The sequence below is a fragment of the Flagellimonas amphidinii genome, assembly GCF_013090115.1.
In the GTDB taxonomy this organism is placed as follows: Bacteria; Bacteroidota; Bacteroidia; order Flavobacteriales; family Flavobacteriaceae; genus Flagellimonas; species Flagellimonas amphidinii.
Genome location: NZ_JABFNN010000039.1, coordinates 454,613 through 475,932, shown reverse-complemented (window position 1 = coordinate 475,932; position 21,320 = coordinate 454,613). Strand labels below are relative to the sequence as shown.

Annotated in this window: 17 protein-coding genes and 1 tRNA gene; 8 read left to right on the top strand and 10 right to left on the bottom strand. The window is 38.2% G+C overall.

Going from position 1 to position 21,320, the window contains the following annotated elements; genetic code table 11:
* Window positions 1-74 precede the first annotated feature (74 nt).
* The 3 genes from HJC33_RS14050 to HJC33_RS14040 all read left to right on the top strand — a co-directional run bounded on the left by HJC33_RS14050 (window position 75) and on the right by HJC33_RS14040 (window position 4,606).
* Window positions 75-2,492, top strand: a complete 2,418-nt coding sequence (locus HJC33_RS14050) for an ABC transporter permease (RefSeq protein WP_171659451.1) — start codon at window positions 75-77, stop codon at window positions 2,490-2,492.
* 503 nt (window positions 2,493-2,995) lie between these two features.
* A complete protein-coding gene (locus tag HJC33_RS14045) occupies window positions 2,996-3,694 on the top strand; it encodes a helix-turn-helix domain-containing protein (RefSeq protein ID WP_171659450.1) in 699 nt (232 codons plus the stop codon).
* Window positions 3,695-3,799: 105 nt separating this feature from the next.
* Window positions 3,800-4,606 (top strand): CPBP family intramembrane glutamic endopeptidase, encoded by an 807-nt coding sequence (locus HJC33_RS14040; RefSeq protein ID WP_171659449.1) that lies wholly within the window; start codon window positions 3,800-3,802, stop codon window positions 4,604-4,606.
* Window positions 4,607-4,919: 313 nt separating this feature from the next.
* Here the strand turns inward: HJC33_RS14040 and HJC33_RS14035 are convergent, their stop codons facing one another.
* A complete protein-coding gene (locus HJC33_RS14035) occupies window positions 4,920-6,155 on the bottom strand; it encodes a site-specific integrase (RefSeq protein ID WP_171659448.1) in 1,236 nt (411 codons plus the stop codon).
* 240 nt (window positions 6,156-6,395) lie between these two features.
* Window positions 6,396-6,480, bottom strand: a tRNA-Ser gene (locus HJC33_RS14030).
* 103 nt (window positions 6,481-6,583) lie between these two features.
* Here HJC33_RS14030 and HJC33_RS14025 point away from each other — a divergent pair.
* Both HJC33_RS14025 and HJC33_RS14020 read left to right on the top strand, forming a co-directional pair.
* Window positions 6,584-7,369, top strand: coding sequence for a sulfite exporter TauE/SafE family protein (locus tag HJC33_RS14025; RefSeq protein WP_171659447.1), 786 nt, complete (start codon window positions 6,584-6,586; stop codon window positions 7,367-7,369).
* Between the two features lie 43 nt (window positions 7,370-7,412).
* Window positions 7,413-8,606 carry a DegT/DnrJ/EryC1/StrS family aminotransferase gene (locus HJC33_RS14020; protein WP_171659446.1) on the top strand — a complete coding sequence of 398 codons (1,194 nt, stop codon included), beginning with the start codon at window positions 7,413-7,415 and terminating at the stop codon, window positions 8,604-8,606.
* On the opposite strand, the gene ribB is transcribed toward HJC33_RS14020, so the two are convergent.
* The 8 genes from ribB to HJC33_RS13980 all read right to left on the bottom strand — a co-directional run bounded on the left by ribB (window position 8,603) and on the right by HJC33_RS13980 (window position 18,567).
* Entirely contained in the window at window positions 8,603-9,742 is a 1,140-nt protein-coding gene (gene ribB / locus HJC33_RS14015; RefSeq protein WP_171659445.1) for a 3,4-dihydroxy-2-butanone-4-phosphate synthase, read from the bottom strand. The two genes, HJC33_RS14020 and ribB, sit on opposite strands and share 4 nt — an antisense overlap.
* Complete coding sequence (locus tag HJC33_RS14010) at window positions 9,743-11,236, bottom strand: LptF/LptG family permease (protein WP_171659444.1); 1,494 nt, start codon at window positions 11,234-11,236, stop codon at window positions 9,743-9,745. It abuts the gene before it with no gap.
* A 3-nt stretch (window positions 11,237-11,239) separates the two neighbouring features.
* Window positions 11,240-11,887: an outer membrane lipoprotein periplasmic chaperone LolA1 gene (gene lolA1 / locus HJC33_RS14005; RefSeq protein WP_171659443.1), complete on the bottom strand. Its 648-nt coding sequence runs from the start codon at window positions 11,885-11,887 to the stop codon at window positions 11,240-11,242.
* A gap of 4 nt (window positions 11,888-11,891) precedes the next feature.
* Window positions 11,892-14,276: an FtsK/SpoIIIE family DNA translocase gene (locus HJC33_RS14000; protein WP_171659442.1), complete on the bottom strand. Its 2,385-nt coding sequence runs from the start codon at window positions 14,274-14,276 to the stop codon at window positions 11,892-11,894.
* A 64-nt stretch (window positions 14,277-14,340) separates the two neighbouring features.
* The gene (locus HJC33_RS13995; RefSeq protein WP_171659441.1) at window positions 14,341-14,706 is read right to left on the bottom strand and encodes a diacylglycerol kinase family protein; all 366 of its coding nucleotides are present in this window, start codon (window positions 14,704-14,706) and stop codon (window positions 14,341-14,343) included.
* 205 nt (window positions 14,707-14,911) lie between these two features.
* The gene (locus HJC33_RS13990) at window positions 14,912-15,556 is read right to left on the bottom strand and encodes a peroxiredoxin (protein WP_171659440.1); all 645 of its coding nucleotides are present in this window, start codon (window positions 15,554-15,556) and stop codon (window positions 14,912-14,914) included.
* A gap of 235 nt (window positions 15,557-15,791) precedes the next feature.
* Window positions 15,792-17,273 carry a Na+/H+ antiporter NhaC gene (gene nhaC / locus HJC33_RS13985; protein WP_171659439.1) on the bottom strand — a complete coding sequence of 494 codons (1,482 nt, stop codon included), beginning with the start codon at window positions 17,271-17,273 and terminating at the stop codon, window positions 15,792-15,794.
* A 73-nt stretch (window positions 17,274-17,346) separates the two neighbouring features.
* Window positions 17,347-18,567 carry an aminotransferase class I/II-fold pyridoxal phosphate-dependent enzyme gene (locus tag HJC33_RS13980; protein ID WP_171659438.1) on the bottom strand — a complete coding sequence of 407 codons (1,221 nt, stop codon included), beginning with the start codon at window positions 18,565-18,567 and terminating at the stop codon, window positions 17,347-17,349.
* A gap of 150 nt (window positions 18,568-18,717) precedes the next feature.
* On the opposite strand from HJC33_RS13980, the gene HJC33_RS13975 reads away from it, so the two are divergent.
* From HJC33_RS13975 to lpdA, 3 genes are all read left to right on the top strand, one after another.
* Entirely contained in the window at window positions 18,718-19,176 is a 459-nt protein-coding gene (locus HJC33_RS13975; RefSeq protein WP_171659437.1) for an Lrp/AsnC family transcriptional regulator, read from the top strand.
* 108 nt (window positions 19,177-19,284) lie between these two features.
* Entirely contained in the window at window positions 19,285-19,674 is a 390-nt protein-coding gene (locus HJC33_RS13970) for a hypothetical protein (protein WP_171659436.1), read from the top strand.
* A 164-nt stretch (window positions 19,675-19,838) separates the two neighbouring features.
* Complete coding sequence (gene lpdA, locus HJC33_RS13965) at window positions 19,839-21,245, top strand: dihydrolipoyl dehydrogenase (RefSeq protein ID WP_171659435.1); 1,407 nt, start codon at window positions 19,839-19,841, stop codon at window positions 21,243-21,245.
* The last annotated feature ends 75 nt before the right edge of the window (window positions 21,246-21,320 follow it).

The following is a 21,320-nucleotide window of genomic DNA, read 5'->3' as shown; positions in this document are numbered from 1 at the left end:
TCCTCCCCCTAAATTGAGTCCAACCAACTTGGAACAGTGAGATTCAGAGGTAGAAATCCATCAATCAAAAAATTATGTTCAAAAATCATCTTAAAGTAGCTTGGCGAAGTATAAAAAAAGAGAAAGCTATCACAACCATAAAGGTTGGTGGTTTTGCCCTTGGTATAGCGGCTTGTCTTCTAATTACTCTTTTTATCAAAGATGAATTGAGTTACGATAGGCATTATAAAAATGCAGATAATATATACAGAGTCGTTCTTGAGGCAGAAATAGAAGGGGAAACTAAAAAAAGTACACATTTCCCCCTACTACTTGCCGAAACCCTGAAAGCAGATTTTCCAGAAGTACAGAATGCTGGTAAAATCTATGGTTCTCCGCTTTCATCCGGCGGTAAACGGGTATTTAGAAAATCGGGGGATTCTCAAAATATATTTGAGGAAGGTTTCTTGATTGGCGACCAAGGCATTTTTGAAATTTTGGATATACCCTTAATACAAGGTTCCGAAAGCGATGCTCTATTAAGCCCTAGAAACATTGTAATCTCCGAATCAAAAGCGGCCAAATATTTTCCGAACGGAGATGCATTGGGAAAGAATTTAATTTTAGATGATAATTCCTCAAATCCCTATACGATTGCAGGAGTCATGGAGGATTTTCCGGCTAATTCACATTTAAACTTTGATTTTATATTGCCTATCAATGATTCCAATATTAGTTGGACCAGTACAAATTACTTTACCTACCTGAGTCTAGACGGTAAAAGTAGTGTTGCCCAGTTGCAAACCAAAATGCGTTCTATTCTAGAAAAATATGTGATACCCGCTCAAATTCAAAGAGGCCGGGACGCTTCTTTTATTGAAGTATTGAAAACAATAGAATATAAATTACAGCCGATAAGCGATATTCATTTAAAGTCCGACATTGAAATGCAGGATGGACTCAAACATGGGGACTTGCAATTTGTTTGGCTTTTTGCAGCAATCGCGGGATTTATTCTATTATTGGCGTGTATTAATTTTATTAACCTGTCAACCGCGAAATCAGCCAATAGAGCAAAAGAAGTCGGGCTGAGAAAGACGATAGGAGCTTTTAAAAGTAACCTTATTACTCAGTTTCTTACAGAATCCGTTTTATTCAGTGTTATATCTTTCATGTTCGGTGTTTTATCAGCATGGATATTACTTCCCACTTTTAACTCTATTGCCTCAAAAAATCTTGAAATGCCTTGGGCGGATTGGTGGTTCTTCCCTACCATTTTAATTTGCTCTTTAATCATTGGCTTAATTGCTGGGTTGTACCCTGCTTTTTATCTATCGGCATTTAGACCTGTAAGTGTTCTCAAAGGTAGTTTGAGCACCGGTGGCAAAAGTGGAAAATTTAGAAGTGGTCTTGTTATTTTTCAATTTACTACATCAGTAATTTTAATTATTGGAACGATAGTTATATATAACCAGATGGATTTTATATTGAACAAAGAATTAGGTTATGATAAGGAACAGGTAGTAGTATTGGAAAGTACGAACATATTAGGTAACAAAATAGACAACTTTAAACAACAGTTATTACAATTGCCCCAAGTCGAGGGCGTTTCAAAAAGTGATTTCCTCCCTGTAGATGGATCTAGAAGAAACCAGACCACCTTTAGGAATATAGGGGAAGGAAGTGAAAACCGTGGTGTTCTAAGCCAAACATGGAGGGTTGACTATGACTACATCAATACCTTGGGCATGAAAATAGTGGAAGGACGTAATTTTTCAAAGGAATTTGCCATGGATTCGGTCAATTCAATCATAGTAAATCAAAAAATGGTTCATGATTTGGGTCTTGCAAATCCTTTGGGAAAAGAGATCGACAATAATTATCAGCAATATAAGATAGTTGGAGTCATCGAAGATTTTCATTTCAAATCCTTAAAAGAGAATATTTCTCCCTTAGCTATTTTCATCGGGAATAATCCAAACACTTTAGCTATCAAAATTAGCGCCGAGAACGTGAACGAAGCTTTGTCATCTATTACTGCAATATGGGATAGGAATGTTCCAAACCAATCTATTAGTTACGGTTTCTTAAATCAAAAATTTGCTCAAATGCACGAAGATGTACATCGAATGGGTACCATTTTTAATGGTTTTTCTTTGTTTGCTATTATGGTAGCTTGTTTAGGTCTTTTTGCCTTGTCCGCTTTTATGGTAGAGCAACGAAAAAAAGAAATTAGTATTAGAATTGTATTGGGTGCGCCGTTTCGTAGCATTTATAGATTAGTAACATGGGATTTTTTAAAATTAATTTTGATTTCCATCACTGTTGCCATTCCACTGGGATGGTATATGATGAATCGTTGGCTTCAGGATTTTGCTTATCGCATTGATATTGGATGGGAGGTATTTGTGAGTGCCGGTTTAATTGCTCTATTGATAGCAATTTTAACTATCAGTTATCAATCTGTGGGTGCTGCTTTGGTTCAACCCTTAAAGAGTTTAAGAAAAGAATAATGTTCCATTAATCGGCCGGTTAAAAGCACCGTGGTTTGATGCAAAAGCTCTAACTTGAAAGTTTGTGGCTTTCACTGCTATACTTGTCATATACTAACCGCAAATGAATTGTTGCTATTATGAACATTTCCTTGAACCCTTTTCAATTCATCTTCCTATTAGGAGGAGTTCACGGGCTACTTATTTTTTTCGCTGTTATTTTAAAAAAAAATCGAGGTAAAAATCGATTAATATTCAGTTTGTTTCTGCTTTCTATCTCACTGGCCTGTATTAAAATAGCGCTTCAGGAGATTTTCCCGGTATTTTGGTTAACCTTCCCTATACCTCTTTTATTTCAGTTTGCTTGGGGGCCTTTGCTTCTCCTTTATACTCAGAGCAGTCTGTATAAAAAGTTTACAAATAATAGCTTCAATTACGGTCTTTTTGTCCCATCTTTCCTCTTCGATTTCCTTTTCGTACTGCTATCGAAGTTGGGAATAGTGGATATAGAATTATTTTATCAAATGAGTTTTGTCATTGACATTGCCGCCTCAATTCATTTTTCCTTTTTTATATTTAAATCCATTCGGATTTTAGAATCATATCGAAAGGGATTGGAAGGATTTTATTCCAACATTTCTGAAGAAACTATCAATTGGCTTATTTCTCTATATATAATTTGTGGAGTTATGCTTGTTTGTTGGTTGTTCTATATATCATCTAGCTTATATCTGTCAAGTTTTGACCTGTCCTTTGCAAATCTAAAAACATACTATTTCTCATATATATGGATATCTGCTACCATCTATTACCTTGTATATAGATGGCATGTTGACAGCTCTATTCAGCAGATTGACAAACCAGTCAAATCCAGAAAATCAGTTAAGAGCCTCCTCTACGACCCTAATGAGGTTTTTGAACAAGTATCAAAGAACAAGTATTATCTAGACCCAAAGTTGACGCTCAAGAAGTTAGCTAATCAACTGGAGCTTAACATAAATGACCTATCTCAGACGATTAATGTAGGGCTGGGTAAAACTTTCAATGATTTTATTAACGAGTTGCGCGTAGATGAAGTAAAACAAAAAATTCACGACCCTAAATATGCTCATCTTAACTATCTGGGCATTGCAATGGAGTCAGGTTTTAATTCCAAAGCAACATTTAATAGAGCTTTCAAAAAGTTCACTGGGGAGAACCCAACCACTTACTTTAAGAAATAATAGGTCTCATATTCCAATTTGAAGCGCAAGTAGTATCTATAATAATTTTATTTGCTGACCTATTAACAGGATTAAGTACTGGTCGAAGTCACTAATAAATACTCTATGGCTATTAAGGAAAAAAATAAAAATCAGAGATGGCACACCTTAGCTAGGGTAATTCTTTTTTATGCTTGTACTTTGATTGTAATAATACTTGCTGAAATTTTATCCGAAAGTGCAGAAGTAAATATTGCTGGGCAATTATCAATGTTTATTGCAACAATCTTAAGCTTTTTTTTGGTTGTAATATTTACACGTTGGGAAAAACTTAAGTTGAACGATGTGGGGATTGTTCCTAGTAAAAAGAGTGCTCCACGTTTTTCTATTGGCTTTGGTATTGGCTTATCAATAGCAATCATGCAAGTAATGATAACATTAAGTTTTGGTCATCTTCAATTGAACTTCGTTCCCGAAATAACTATGACCGAAATATTATTAATCTTACTCTTATATATATTTGTCGGATGCAGAGAAGAATTAGTTTTTCGCTCCTACTCTTTAAGAAGTTTAAGTTATTCCTTGACACCTTTTTTAGCATTGATTATTATAACCGCAATCTTTGTTATTGAACATCTATTTGGTGGAATGACATGGCAAAACGCAATAATAGGTTCTGGCACCGGAGCGATTTTATTTGGTTTGGCAGCATTAAAAACAAAAGGATTAGCCTTACCCTTAGGACTTCATGTCGCATTTAATTTCGGAAATTGGGCATTTGGGTTTAAAGGCAGACCGGGCATATGGGAAGTAATAGTTGAAAAGGGATATGACACACAAGTTAACAATATTGGTTTGGCCGCTTATGTATTCGCAATGGGATTAGCTATAATTGGAATTTGCATTTTCTATAAAAAGGAAAAGTTATTTTAGAAGGGAATACTACTGCTAATATGGCTATAACAAATGAGCGGAAAGAACAAAATTGGTCACACGCACTGCTTTATACACAATGATAAAATCTTAAATTTTGTTTAGACCCTAAAAAAGAACATTTTAAAAGACATACTCCATTTTTGAAAAGTTCTAGAACGCTGTTCTTTAAATCGGCCGTTTTAGATGACAAAAGTGTAAAATGAATTTGCCGAACAAGAATGGGTCCCATGTAGGGTCTTTTTTAATAGTCCCGTTTCTTAGGGTTTTATAGGACACAAAGAAGAGTTAAATAACCTGGAAATAATCAACTTTATTTAGATTTATGAAGTACGTCTTTTTGCTGCAACTTCTCCCTTAACATTTGCATATCGTCGCTAACTCGGCTGTTTAAAATCTTAGCATAATGTTGAGTAGTTCGAAGATTTCGATGTCCTAACATTTTACTTACTGATTCAATGGACACGCCATTAGAAAGCGTTACTGTGGTTGCAAAGGTATGACGAGCTAAGTGTGTAGTAAGGTTCTTATTTATCCCACTGAGGTCAGCTATTTCCTTTAAATAAGCATTCATCTTTTGGTTGGTCAGTACAGGAAGTACCCTATCATTGATCAAGTAAGGACTATCCTTGTATTTATCCAATATCATTTGTGCGGTTGGAAGAATGGGAATATTAGCTTTGGATTTCGTCTTGGTTCGAGCGGTGTTTATCCAATTCTCTCCGTCAATTCCTTTATTGACATCATTCTTATTTAGCTTTTTCACATCAGCATAAGACAATCCAGTAAAGCAACAGAAAACAAAGATATCCCTTACGTGTTCCAAACGAGGGGTTCGAAATTCTGTATCCAACAATTGTTGAATTTCATCAGTGGACAGAAATTCACGTTCTACTTTTTTAAGCCTTACTTTCCAATTAACGAAGGGATCTTTAGTAATCCAGTCATTGGCGTAGGCAATCCGTATGATCTTCTTGAAATTCACCACATATTTTATTGCGGTATTATGACTGCATTTCCGTACCGTTTTTAAATAATATTCGAATCCGCTTATGAACTTGTGATTTACATCTTTTACGGGGATATCATTCTTTTTATACTCTCTGTTGATATAATCGCCGACATGTTTCTTAGCCGTTCTATATCGTTCTGCTGTTCCGGCGGAAAAATCTTTACCAATGAGTTGATCTACTTGGTCATTATGCTCTTGAAAAAGTTCCAACAGCATCTTCTCAGGCTTTTTCTTTCCCAAATACATATCTTTTAGAGATACCGCAGTAACCTCCCTATTTTCTTCCTGAAGTTTGTCGTAAATCTTAAATAGTCGTGTACGGATATTATTCAAATGAATATTTAGCTCCCTACTAGATGCCGTTTTACCTTGCAAAAGTTCCTTTGTCGAGTCCCATTTGGATAAATCAACCTTGCGTTGAGTACTGACTTCACAACGCTTTCCATTTACCGTTATCCTCAGGTATAACAGGGCTTTTCCACGTTTGTCTACATCATTTCGCTTGGGGTAAAACAGAACAGAGAACGTATTTTTCATAGGTGAGTACTTTAAAAGTTGACAAAAAAGCTATCTTAAAGTACAAAAAATACATTTGTAAATGAAAGAAAATCAATAAATTATAGCTAAATCGGTGAGTATTTTTAATTCTAACTTTTACTCACCGATATACTCACCTTTTTGATGATATTAGACAATATTATATGGAATCAATAAAAATGAAAAACCCTGTAAATCATGTATTTACAGGGTTTATAGTAGCTTTTGAATGCTACTCAGCGGAGGAAGAGGGATTCGAACCCCCGGAGGTGTGACCCTCAACAGTTTTCAAGACTGCCGCATTCGACCACTCTGCCATTCCTCCTTTTGCGGGTGCAAATATAAAAAGCTTTTTTGGTTCTGTAAAAGTTTGTAAACTTTAATTTTTTCTATTCTTCAATCCCAATTTACCCACTACTTTTGCAAGCATGGATGCTTGGTACCACTATGTGCTCTTAGTTGCGGTTGGATTTGCAGTAGGTTTCATCAACACAGTGGCTGGAGGTGGTTCTTTACTTTCTTTACCTACATTGATTTTTTTAGGGCTTCCACCCGCAGTGGCCAATGGAACCAATAGGGTGGCCATTGTCATTCAAACTGCGCTGGCAACGGCTGGTTTTAAAAGCAAAGGAATTTCTACTTTCCCATTTAACATTTACCTCGGAACAGCGTCATTTTTAGGGTCGATTATTGGAGCTTGGATTGCTGTTGATATCAATGGAGAAACATTCAACAGGATTTTGGCCATGGTGATGCTTGCAGTGGTTTTGATCATCATTTTTAAGCCAAAGATGCGTATGGAAGAGATGGAAGAACGGCTTACGGGAAAATATTTATGGTGGAGCATTGTGGTTTTTTTCTTTTTTGGTATTTATGGTGGATTCATTAATGCCGGATTAGGGTTTTTAATGATTTTGTTCATGCATTATGTCAACAGGATGAATCTGGTGAGGGTAAACGCAACTAAAGTTGTAGTCGTTTTTGTGTACATGTTATCTGCTTTGGCGGTTTTTGCCCTAAATGATAAGGTCAATTGGAAAATGGGACTTATTTTGGCTATTGGTAATGGCTCAGGAGCGTGGTTTGCAAGCAGATTTTCAGTATCAAAAGGAGATGGTTTTATCAAATCTTTTTTGGTCGTGGCGGTGATTGCAATGGCCATTAAACTATGGTTTGGAGATAAAGTTGTTGATTTTTTCATGCAATACATTTAGATTGTCCTCTCATCAATAATTAATTAAACTAACAAAAAAATATATGCCCGGATTTGAACTTTTTGGTGATCAAGAACGAAAACAAGTACAAGATGTATTGGATTCAGGAGTGCTCATGCGCTATGGATTTGATGGTGCTCGAAATGGACACTGGAAAACCAAAGAACTGGAAGCTGCATTAGCATCTAAAATGCAAAGTCAATATACTCATGTTGTAAGTAGTGGAACAGCAGCACTTACCGTTGCTTTGGCCAGTGCGGGAGTTGGGGCAGGGGATGAGGTGATTATGCCCACCTTCACCTTTGTAGCAAGTTTTGAATCTATTTTGGCTTTAGGGGCCATTCCGGTTTTGGTAGATATTGATGACACATTGACTTTGGACCCTGTTGCCGTAGAAAAGGCACTTACCCAACAAACCAAAGTGATTATGCCTGTTCATATGTGTGGATCCATGGCTAATTTGAACACACTTAAGCAACTCTGTGACAAGCATGGTTTGTTGCTTTTAGAGGATGCATGTCAGGCCATCGGAGGAAGTTACAATGGAAAACCTTTGGGCAGCATTGGGGATTTAGGCTGTTTTTCGTTCGATTATGTAAAGACCATTACCTGTGGTGAAGGAGGAGCGGTAATCACCAATAATCAAACGTATTATGAGAATGCCCATAAATATGCTGACCATGGACATGATCATATTGGAAATAATAGGGGAGCGGAAGAACACCCCTTTTTAGGGTACAACTTTCGAATTTCCGAATTGAATGCTGCCGTTGGTATAGCACAGTTGTCAAGATTGGATGAGTTTATAGGGCTTCAAAAAAGAAATTATACCATTTTAAGAGAAGCTTTGTCCAGTATACCAGAAGTTACTTTTAGAAGAGTTCCTGAGGGAGGGGAAGAGAATTATTCATTCCTTAGCTTTTTTCTTCCTTCGGAAGCATCAGCGCAAAAAGTACACACAGCTTTGGGTGCCAATGCAATAGATGCTTGTTTTTATTGGTTCGACAACAATTGGCATTACTATAAAAAGTGGGAGCACTTGACTGAATTGAAATCATTGGGAAAACTGCCCGATGAAGTCAAGGAAAGTATGCCTGATTATTCCAAAGCTGATTTTTCGGCTTCAGACCACTGGATGAGCAGAACCATTTCTTGTTTGGTTAAATTGGGATGGACAGTAGATGAAGTAACCAAAAGGGCCCAAAAAATGGCACAAGTGATTCGAGAGAATCTTTAATAATTCACGTATTCCACAATCTCTAGACCATAACCAACCATGCCCACTCTTCGGGTTTGGGCTGAATTGCTCAATAATCTTATTTTGGATATGTTCAAGTCGTGAAGGATTTGCGCCCCAATTCCAAAATCCTTGGCGTCCATTTCAATTTTAGGCGCTTTGGAAATGCCTTCGGACTGTAATTTTTTGAATTCAGCCAATCTTCCCAACAGGTTCATGGATTGGTTCCCTTGATTAATGAAAATCATGGCGCTTTTTTCTTCAGCATTTAGAGCCTTGAACATTTTTTTGAGGACCTCATCCGGATTATTGGTCAAAGTACCCAAGATATCATTGTTCACCAGGGTTGAATTGATACGTGTTAAAACAGGTTCCCCACTATTCCAAGTGCCTTTCAATAAGGCAATATGTATTTGATTATTAGTGGTTTGTTTATAAGCTCTTAAACGAAAATCTCCAAAGCGTGTCTTAATGTCAAAAGCTTCTTTTAGCTCAATAAGACTGTCATGGTCCATTCGGTAGGCGATCAAATCCTCAATGGAAACAATTTTAAGGTCAAAAGTTTTGGCAACCTCCACAAGTTCAGGTAAACGTGCCATGGTGCCATCTTCATTCATGATTTCCACAATTACTCCGGCAGGTTCAAGCCCAGCCAAACGGGCAAAATCGATAGCAGCTTCTGTATGTCCGGTACGCCTTAAAACCCCACCTTCTTTGGCAATCAAGGGAAAAATATGACCTGGTCTTGCCAATTCATGAGGTTTAGTTGCAGAATCGGTCAAGGCCAAAACGGTTTTGGCACGATCGGAGGCGGAAATTCCGGTAGTTACCCCGTTGCCCCTTAAATCTACAGAAACCGTAAACGCAGTTTCCAAGGGGTCTGAGTTGTGCGTGACCATTTTGTGAAGGCCAAGATCATCACATCTACCTTCAGTTAAGGGAACGCAGATTAAGCCACGACCATGTGTAGCCATAAAGTTGATGGTCTCTGGAGTAACCAATTCGGCAGCTGCCAGAAAATCACCTTCATTTTCGCGATTTTCATCATCTACTACAATGATCACCTTGCCTTTTCTGATATCGGCAATAGCTTCTTCAATGGTATCCAGTTTTATGTTTTTATCCTTTGCAACCATTTAGTCTTTTTGAGTCTTTATTCTTTTGCTGAAAAATTGTTTTATTCTATCAATGAAGTGACCGAATCCAACAAGTCCCTTGTCAGCAGTTGCTCTTTTGGTCAGGGAAATTCCCAATGGCAACATGATCAATGTTGGTAGCCAAGCTCCCAGTACAGAGCTGATATTGCCCTCTTTAGCGTAATTGCCCGCAAATACTCCAATGAAATAATAAGTCAAAAATAGGATAATGGCAACGACCATGGGTAGCCCTAATCCTCCTTTTCTTATGATTGCCCCTAAAGGAGCTCCCACAAAGAATAAAATGATGCAGGAGAAAGCCAATGCGTATTTTTTATGTAACGATAGAATATGACTGTTGTAGAATTTGAATCGCTTTTGAAGCTCTTCTTTTTTGGAACGAACCGTGTTCAATATTCCGGTAACAGAACTTTTGGCATTATTGATGACCTGCATTTGCTGCCATTGCTCTAGGCCGCTTAGATAATCATCAATATTCTCAATGGTATCTTTTTGAACCTCTAAGGCCTTTTCAGCTCTTTTTTTACTGGCTTCCAAAGTACTATCCCTAGGTTTGGTTTCTGGGAAAGCACCAATCCTATTCACAATGTTTTTAGAAAATGCTTCTACCTTTTCCAAATTGTTCTTTTCCAGGGAATCAATATCCTTGATCAATCGACCCACATTTTTCATCTTGTCTGTGGTGATATTCTGATCTTCCTCTAGGTTTTGGTTGTTCAATTCAGAGATATCAATATTGATGGTGTAGGTCTCAAATTCAGATTTGGCAAATGGATGTTTTTTTTTGTCTTTGTTGTTCTTAGGTTTCAGTTCTTCATAATAATGACCATCTTTCAGAACCAATTGGATAATGTCAGAATCCTCGCTACTGATCAATTCTCCAGCTTTAGCTTTGATAACGGTATTGTTGACACTTTGCTTGGTTTTCTTATGGATGATTACATTGTCCAAAAAACGATCCTGCTCGCCATATTTCTTTTCCACTTTAATGTTCATGCCCTGCCCGGTACCTTCAAAATCACTGAAAACACCTTCAGTGATAGCGGCAGCGGGTTTTACTTTGGCAATATTCCTTCTCAGGTTGAACATTTTTTGTTCAGATTTGGGAATGATGTTATTCGCAAAGAAAAAGGTGACAACACCCAAAAATGAAACGAAAATGATAAGGCTTCGCATACCTCGTTGCAAAGAAATACCCGAGGCTTTCATGGCGGCAAACTCGTAGTTTTCAGCGAAAGCCCCAAAGGTTAAAATGGAAGAGAGCAGTACTGTCAATGGCAGTACTTTATCCACCAAAGTTGGAATGAAATAGAAAATAAACTTCCCAATAATAACAATACCCAAGCCTTTTCCTGCAAGATCATCTATGAAAAGCCATATTCCTTGAAAAATGAATATGACAATTAGAATGAAGAAAGAGCTGAAGAAATTATATAGAAATCTGGATAATATATACCTGTCTAGTATTTTCAATGCCTAATTCCTTATGATGTAGTACCCCTGGTCCTCGTATTTTTTCTCGTCAAAGGTAAACAGACCGCTTGAAAGAGGCTGATTGGTTTTGAAAGAATTAACGGTTATGGTGGTTTTAGTCCCGTTACTCCCAGTTTGAATCAATTTGTAAATGTGTTTGGTCTGTGTATCAATACCCAATAGCACTGATTTGATTTCGGTATTGGAATCAATGGGAATCAACTTTACGTATTGGATTTTTCTGCCTGCAACATTTTGCATAATATCCCATTGGTAATTATGACCGGTTTTGTAGAAAGTCAACATTTTGGAAGGACTTACATTGTTTTCATCCTCATTTACGTCTTCTATTACAACTTCTTCGTTATCAGGAACAACGGTATATACTTTTTTACCATCATACACTTGCTTGGCACCAAAATAATTGAGCACATATTTGTCACCGTTTAAGGTTACATTGCCATGGGTCTCTTGTTTGAGGTTGGCCTCCATATTTTCTATGGCAGATGAGAACTCAATATAAATATTGTCATAGCTCATTACTTTGGAATAGACTTCATCCAACAAGGCTTTTGCTTTGGATGAATTTTGAGCATGGGAAACTATGCCGATACTGAAAATTGTTATGAAAAGTAGTAGTTTTTTTAACATGGTATTATTTTGTTTCATTTTGTAAAAGCTGATCTAGGGCAAAAATATCCGGAACCAAAACCTGACGGGCCTTACTTCCTTCAAAAGGACCAACAATTCCTGCTGCTTCCAATTGATCAATGATTCTGCCAGCTCTGTTATAGCCCAATTTTAATTTTCTTTGGATGAGGGAAGCCGAACCTTGCTGTGCAGTGACGATTACTTCTGCAGCTTGACGGAACATGGCATCCCTGTCCGAAATATCATAATCAATACCCGTGCCAGAATCTTCCCCAACATATTCAGGTAGGATGTGGGCATCTGGGTAGGCACGTTGTGAACCAATATATTCTGTGATTTTGGCAACTTCGGGAGTATCAACAAAGGCACATTGAATACGGGTGACATCATTACCTTGCGTGTACAGCATATCACCTCGACCGATGAGCTGGTCAGCCCCTTGTGCATCCAAAATGGTTCTGGAGTCTATCTTGGATGTCACCCTAAAGGCAATTCTAGCTGGGAAATTGGCCTTAATGATACCAGTTATCACATTTACCGAAGGTCTTTGTGTAGCGATGATCAAGTGTATTCCGATGGCCCTTGCCAATTGAGCCAATCTGGCAATAGGTGTCTCAACTTCTTTACCGGCAGTCATGATAAGGTCGGCGAACTCATCAATCACCAAAACAATATAGGGTAGAAATTTGTGTCCGTCGTTAGGATTTAGTTTTCTAGCCTTGAATTTGACATTGTATTCTTTGATGTTTCTTACCATGGCCAATTTTAGGAGCTCATAACGATTGTCCATTTCAATACAGAGCGAATTGAGGGTATTGATGACCTTGGTGTTGTCAGTGATTATAGCCTCTTCAGAATCGGGTAGTTTGGCCAAAAAGTGTCGCTCAATTTTATTGTAAAGTGTAAGTTCCACTTTTTTGGGATCTACCAAAACAAATTTAATTTCCGCGGGATGTTTTTTATAGAGCAAAGAGGTGATCACTGCGTTCAATCCCACCGATTTTCCTTGCCCTGTTGCACCAGCCATTAACATGTGGGGCATTTTGGCTAAATCCACTACAAAAGTTTCGTTGCTAATGGTTTTGCCAAAAGCAACGGGCAATTCCATTTCAGCTTTTTGGAATTTATTGGAGGCAATCACCGATCGCATCGAAACAATGGAGGCATTTTTGTTGGGCACTTCAATACCGATGGTTCCTTTTCCAGGTATGGGAGCTATGATTCGTATACCCAGGGCGGCCAATGAAAGTGCAATATCATCCTCTAGATTTTTTATCTTGGAAATACGTATTCCTGCTTCTGGAACAATTTCATAAAGTGTAACGGTTGGGCCAATGGTAGCTTTAATTTGAGCAATGCCAATCTTGTAATTCTTGAGCGTGTTTACAATCCTGTTTTTATTTTCCTCCAGTTCTTCTTGATTGATTTTAATCCCTTTGGATGTTCCATGAGAATCCAAAAGGTCAATAGAAGGGAACTTGTAATTGCCCAATTCCAGCTTAGGGTCAAATTCACCAAAATCTTTCACAAGTTTGGCGGCCTTGATATCCGTGTCTTCCTTTTCTTGGGTGACTTTTTCAACCTTTAAATCAATTTCTGGTTCTTCTTCCTGCGGAAGATTCACATCCAAACCAGCTTCATTTTGTAAAGGTGGAATATCTTTTTTGTGGGTATAGGTGTCAACTGTAAGAGGTGTATCGGAATCCACGCTCAATTCAACACTGCCTTCTTCATCTACAATATCTTCGGTTATTGGTTCGGTTTTTTTCTTGGTCTTCTTTAAATCAGATTGTAATTGCTGTTTTTGCGAACGGAAAAAATTGGCAACACCTTCCGGGGTAAAGTTGAAAAGTCGAACCATAATGACCATCAATACAAAAATCAACAACAGAAAAACTCCTATTTTTCCAGCATAATCTTGAAGGAAGTCATTCATTTCATAACCGATCAGGCCACCCAAAAGGGGTTGTTCGGTTGCAAAAAAGCCCAAGGCTACTGAAATCCATATAACTCCTATCAGACCCCAGATCCATTTGCCCATCAGGTTTTTTCCTTTTAATCCTAAAAACAAGTAGAGTCCGGTTACGGCCAATAAAAGAGGCAAGGCAAAGGAAGCTAGTCCAAAGCCCTTGTACATGAAAAAATGACTTACTGCTGCTCCAAATTTGTTCAACAGATTACTGGCTTCGGCATTTCTGTCCCGAAACTCTGTGAGCATGCTTTGATCTTCTTGCCAGGTAAAGTAATAAGACATGAATGAAAAGAACAGCGCAATGCTCAGCACAATCAAAAGACTGCCAAAAATAATTTTGTTTTGTTTTGAAGGTTTTAATGATAAACCCTTTTTGGAGGAAGAAGTAGATTTGGATTTTGTCCTCTTTTTTGCCATTACTTTTTTTAATACCGGGGCTAATTTACAAATTTACGATGCTTCAACAGGTAGTGGATGTCCATCAGATGAGTTTTGGGAGATAAATTATGCATCCAACAATGCTTGCAATGATAGAAACAATCATTACGGCACCCGCAGATACATCTTTGATCACACCAATTTTTGGGTCTTTGTTCGGTTGTACATAATCAGCAAGTTTTTCAATGGCCGTATTAAGGCCCTCTATACCCATTACCATTCCTATGGCAAATAATTGCATCATCCATTCTGTATTTGAGATTTCAAAATAAAAACCGGTTCCCGTCACCAATAAAGCAATCACAAATTGAATTTTGATGCTGGATTCTGTCCAAAGCAGCAAAAACAATCCTTTAAAAGCAAAACCAACACTTCGGATTCTATTTTTTAAAAAAGACTCTTTTTGCATAAATAGCGTTTGATAAAAGTGGAAAATGGCAGGGGCAATTCCTGATTTATGACAATCACATAGTTTAGAGGTTGAAAAGTACTAAAATACTATCAGGATTGAAAAAGAAAACCCATTTGAAAACATCAAATGGGCATGTATCTGAAAAGATCGCAAACACTATTATGTATGATTGTCAATCTTTAGTATAAGTCAATGTGGATTTTTAGTTGGCGTGCTTGGAAAGGTATTCCGCAACACCGGTACGGTCTGCGTTCATGGCTTCCTTACCATCTTCCCAATTTGCTGGACAAACTTCACCCCATTTCTGAACGTGGGCGTAAGCGTCTATCAACCTAATAAACTCTGAAGTATTTCTTCCTAAGGGCATGTGGTTGATGCTTTCATGAAAAACAGTTCCTTCTTCGTCAATAAGGTAGGTGGCCCTATAGGTTACATTGTCACCGTCTACCGTAAATACTTTAGTTTCTTCATCATACCTTTCGTTGGTGATGTCCAAAATCCCTAGGGTAGATGCAAGGTTTCTGTTGCTGTCGGCCAAAAGAGGGTATTCTACACCTTCAATGCCGCCATTTTTCTTTTCTGTGTTCAACCATGCAAAATGTACTTCGGCGGTATCACAAGAAGCACCTATAACCAAAGTGTTTCTTTTTTCAAACTCTTCTAAGGTGTTTTGAAAAGCGTGCAATTCGGTAGGACAAACAAATGTAAAGTCCTTTGGGTACCAGAACAGAACTATTTTTTTGTTCTCTTCTTGAGCTTTTTTGAAAATGTTTAGTGTGAAGTTAGCTCCAGATTTATCAATAGCGTTAACTTCTAAACTTGGGAATTTTTTACCAACTAATGTCATGATTTATTCGTTTTTGGGAATAGCAAATTTAAAAATTGCGTGCTTCGTGCATGAAGTTTTCAAGGATATTTTTGGCTCGAAAAGAGTGATTTTTCATTTGCTCAAAAATGAAGGTCAATCATCAATTATTCGGTAATATTTGCCGCCTAAAAAAGATAAGTTTTTAAGATATGAACCTTAATATGGATTATTCTTGAATTGGCACTTTGGAAAAACCAAATCAAACTAAAGAAAATTATTTGGTTGCCAATTGTTTTATTTTGATTCTAAAGGCAGCAAATAACAATGTCATAAAAGGACTCAACCAGTTGAAAACCGCATACAATGCGTATTCTCCAACGCCAACGCCCAATACGCCGCTATGGTATGCGCCACAGGTATTCCATGGGACCAGTACAGATGTTACAGTCCCAGAGTCTTCCAATGTTCTACTAAGGTTTTCAGGTGCCAAGCCTCTTTCTTTGTAGGCTTTGGAAAACATCTTCCCTGGTACTACCAAAGCCAGATATTGGTCAGATGCGGTTACATTGAGTGCAAGGCAACTACCAACTGTGCTTGCAAAAAGCCCGAATGTTGTCTTGGCCATACTCAACAGAGATTTGGTGATACGTTGTAAGGCACCTATTCCATCCATGATACCTCCAAATACCATAGCGCAAACAATCAGCCATATAGTACCCAACATTCCTGACATACCTCCGGATGAAAATAGATCATTCAATGCAGGGTCTTCGGTGGCAATGGCAGTATCAACCGTAATGGCATTTAAGATTCCTTTGTAGCCAGATTCAAAGGTTAAACTTGAACCTCCTCCAAGGGTGGCCACGATATCGGGTTGAAAAATAAGTGCAAAAACTCCACCCAATAATGTTCCAATCAACAAAGCTAGGAGTGGAGGGGCTTTTTTTACAATCATAAATATGACCACAAGCGGAACAATAAACAACCAACCATTTATATTAAAAGAAGCATCAATGTTCTTTAGAATGGTTCCTGTGTCTGCTACTCCAGAAGTATCGATGGTGAATCCTAAAATAATAAAGACCAACAAAGTGATGCTTATGGTGGGTATTGTAGTGTAGGTCATGTATTTAATGTGTGAAAACAAATCTCCACCTGCCATGGCCGGTGCTAAATTGGTAGTGTCGCTAAGAGGGGACATTTTATCACCAAAATAGGCGCCTGAAAGCACAGCTCCTGCTGTCATGCCCAAAGAAATCCCCAAAGCTTCACCAATTCCAATCAATGCGATGCCCACTGTTGCTGCTGTTGTCCAACTACTTCCAGTGGCTATGGATATAATAGCGCAGATAATAACACAGGCCGCCAAGAAAATAGTGGGATTCAAAATTTGAAGACCATAATAAATCATCGCTGGGATAATACCACTTACCAACCAAGTTCCAGAAAGTGCTCCCACCATTAAAAGTATCAACAAAGCTCCAGTGGTGGAGCGTACATTTTCTGCCACTTCGGCTATCATTTGTTTGTAGGATACTTTATTGAAAAAACCAACAGTTGCGGCTACAGCACCTCCCAACAACAAAATAAATTGATTGGAGCCACTGAGCGCATCATCCCCAAAAACATACACATTGTAGGCCAACATGGCCACCAAAGCAAAAACGGGAATCAGGGCTTCCCAAATATTCAATTCCTTATTTTCTACAACATTTTCATTCTCTCTGTACTTGGGTTTTTCCTGTTTTTTTGGCATCTGGTCTCATTTTGTTAGTGAGTAATATTACAATTTTGAGGCCTGTTCTCCAAACAGCCCTCTATATTGCTTACTAAGCCAGAGTGGAATCTTCGGTCAAGACTCCTAATTTTTCCATGCATTTTCGCATCGCCAAATAAGTGTTGTGGATATTATTGTCCAGGCCAATAGAAAAACGAATGAGCCCTTGCGAGAGTCCCAGTTCTTCCTGTTCTTCCAAAGGAATTTCAGAAGAAGTGGATGTGCCAGATGCGCTAAACAGTGTTTTGTAGAAGCCTAGGCTAACCGCTAAATAGCCTAACTTTTCTTTTTGCATCATTTCCATCAATTTATTGGCTGTTTCAACGGAACCTACATCCAATGTCAACAGTCCACCAAAACCGTACTCATCATTCATTTGCCTGCTCATAATTTGGTGGCCTGGATGAGTTTCCAATCCTGGGTAAACCACTTTGAGTCCGTCTTTTTCAAACTGTTGTGCTAGATAAAGGGCATTTTCACTGTGCTTTTTGATGCGAATGTGCAGTGTGCGCATGTTTTTGAGAATGGAAGCAGCTCGGAGACTATCCAGAGTGCTGCCCAAAAGCATTCCGGCACCATCATTCACATCTTTTAGCGACAAACAAAAGTCCTTTGAGGCACAAACAGCACCTGCAACACAATCGCTACTGCCATTTATGAATTTCGTAAGGCTATGCACCACAATATCAGCCCCAAGCTTGGCAGCGTTGATGTTTAAAGGTGAAAACGTATTATCCACAACTAAAGGGATTTCATGTTTTTTTGCCAACTGGGATAAAGCTTCAATATCAGCTACTTCAAGTAAAGGATTACTGATGGCTTCGCAATAAATCATTTTGGTTTTGGGTGTGATGGACTTTTCTACGGTTTCTACATCGGTGATGTCAACAAAAGAAGTGGCGATGTCAAACTTTTTCACAAAATTCTTTAAAAAAGCATAGGTACCCCCATAGATGGTTCTACTGCAAACAATATGATCTTCGGAATCGCACAGCTGAAATATAACGGCACTAATCGCCCCCATGCCACTAGCATAGACATTGGCGGATTCTGTACCTTCCAATTGCGCCATGGCCTCTCCTAAATACAAATTGGAAGGGGAGGAGTGTCTACTATACAGATAGCAACCTTCCGTGTTACCTTCAAATGTATCGAACATGGTTTTTGCAGAGAGAAAAGTGTATGTGGATGAATCTGAAATAGAGGGGTTTACTCCTCCAAATTCTCCAAAATACTGTAAATCCTGAATATTTTCTGTTGCCTTGTAGGTCATGGGTTGTTTTTAGGGTAAAAATATGTTAAGATTGACTTATTTTCAATTGAAAACAAATTATTTGGATTATTGTTCGTTATTAAGTGTATATTATAGATTTTTGTTCTAAATTTATGTATTGAAATGTTTTTTTGATGAAAATTTGTCCAAATGGAACTAGACGCAACTGACAAAAAATTGGTGCAATTGCTTCAAGATGATTGTAAAAAGACAACCAAACAATATGCAGATAGTCTACAATTGTCTAAAACTGCTGTGTATGAAAGAATTCGTCGTTTGGAACGCAATGGAGTCATAACCAAATATGTGGCTTTGGTGGACAAACAAAAGGTAGAACGGGACTTTACAGTACTTTGCCATATTCGTTTGCTACAGCATACCAAGGAAAATGTATTGAGGTTTGAACGAGAAATTCTAAAACTGGATGAAGTATCAGATTGTTTCCATGTTGGTGGGGACTACGACTATATCATTATTGTTAATGTTAAGAACATGAAAGGTTATCGAGAGTTTATGGTCACTAAATTGACCGCAATCAGTAATATTGGAAATACCCATAGTTCTTTCGTCATCAATGAAGTTAAACAAAGCGCTTCAGTTCATATTTAGCAAAGTTTAACCTAAATCGATGTTAAAAACGAGTCGGTATTTATAAGATATGCCTAATTTCTGTGCAGATCAAAAAACGAATACCATCAATAAACTTCTTTTAACATCATGAAATCCAAGACGCGTATTTTGCTCACAGTTATCGCCACTGTGGTTGGAGGCTTATCATTGATTCTTTATACGACTTTATCACAAGATATTATTCTGGGCGGTCTGAGTTTTTGTACTTCTACCAATATGGAATTGTTATTTGGGACTTTGGCCACTTTTGCTTCGGCGGTCATTGCAGGGTTTATAGCATCTTTGATTGTGGTACGGGATAATCACTGGCCACATTTCTTCATTTCCTTGTTCATCTTGGGCAAGATGTCCCTAGTTGTAGTTTGTGATCAATGGACAGGTCCTGTTTTATTTGAGTCCGGACTTCAGTTTTCACTTTTGGGTGGTCTGTGGGTAGGACATTTTAGTGCCAATAAATTCCCATTGGCTCCGGTATAATTTTATCTGCGCACTACTGGTGTTTGATTTTAGTAATTAACTGAAAGTGGTTTAAGGCAGTACTTTTTTGGTATGATATGTTACGGTGCAATAATGATGTATCGGATAAACATTGTTATTTTTGTACTGATAATCGAACAAATAATTATCTCTAAGCATTTAGTATGAATCAATATGATGTGGCCGTTATTGGCTCTGGACCTGGAGGCTATGTAGCGGCAATCCGATGTGCCCAATTGGGAATGAAAACTGCAATAATTGAAAAATATGCAACCTTGGGAGGAACATGCCTTAACGTTGGTTGCATTCCTTCCAAAGCCTTATTGGATTCATCCCATCATTACGAAGATGCCATAAAACATTTTGAAGAGCATGGTATAGACATTCCGGGAGAAGTCAAGGTGAACATCAAACAAATGATCGCCAGAAAACAGGCCGTTGTGGATCAGACCACCAAGGGAATTCAATTTTTGATGGACAAAAATAAAATTGATGTCTACCAGGGAGTAGGTAGTTTTAAAGATGCAACCCATATCGATATCACCAAAGGTGATGGAAAAAAAGAAACCATCGAAGCAAAACATACTATTATCGCCACAGGTTCTAAACCATCAACCTTACCTTTTATCAAATTGGATAAGGAGCGAATTATTACATCAACAGAGGCTTTGGAACTCAAAGAGGTGCCAAAACATTTGATTGTAATTGGAGGAGGGGTCATAGGACTTGAGCTTGGACAAGTTTATAAAAGATTAGGTGCTGATGTTACCGTTGTAGAGTACATGGATCGTATTATTCCTGGAATGGATAGTGGGCTTTCTAAAGAGTTGACAAAAGTGTTGAAAAAACAAAAAGTCAAGTTCAATTTATCCCACAAGGTGAAATCTGTAGAGCGTGAAGGAGATGAAGTAGTTGTTAAAGCAGATGATAAAAAAGGACAAGAAGTTGTTTTAAAAGGTGATTACTGTTTAGTGTCAGTTGGAAGAAGGCCTTATACCGATGGTTTAAATGTGGAGGCTGCTGGCGTGAAGCTTGACGATAGGGGTAGAGTAGAGGTGAATGAACATCTACAGACCAATGTTTCCAACATTTATGCCATTGGCGATGTGGTCAAAGGAGCTATGTTGGCCCATAAAGCTGAAGAGGAAGGAACTATGGTAGCTGAAATTCTTGCTGGACAAAAACCTCACATCAACTATAATTTAATTCCAGGAGTGGTTTATACTTGGCCAGAAGTAGCAGCAGTAGGTCAAACCGAAGAACAGCTCAAAGAGGCCGGGGTAGATTATAAAGTAGGTCAATTCCCAATGCGCGCACTTGGCCGTGCCCGTGCCAGTATGGACATAGATGGCTTCGTGAAAATTTTAGCGGATAAAAAGACCGATGAGGTACTTGGCGTGCACATGATTGGAGCACGTTGTGCTGATTTGATCACAGAAGGTGTCACAGCTATGGAATTTAGGGCATCTGCAGAGGACATGGCCCGGATGAGCCATGCGCACCCTACCTATGCCGAAGCCGTTAAAGAAGCTGCTTTAGCCGCTACGGACGACAGGGCTATTCATGTTTAGTTGATTTTTATAGAATATTGTCATTTCGAACGAAGTGAGAAATCTCATTATAAATTCAATATTATGAGATTATTT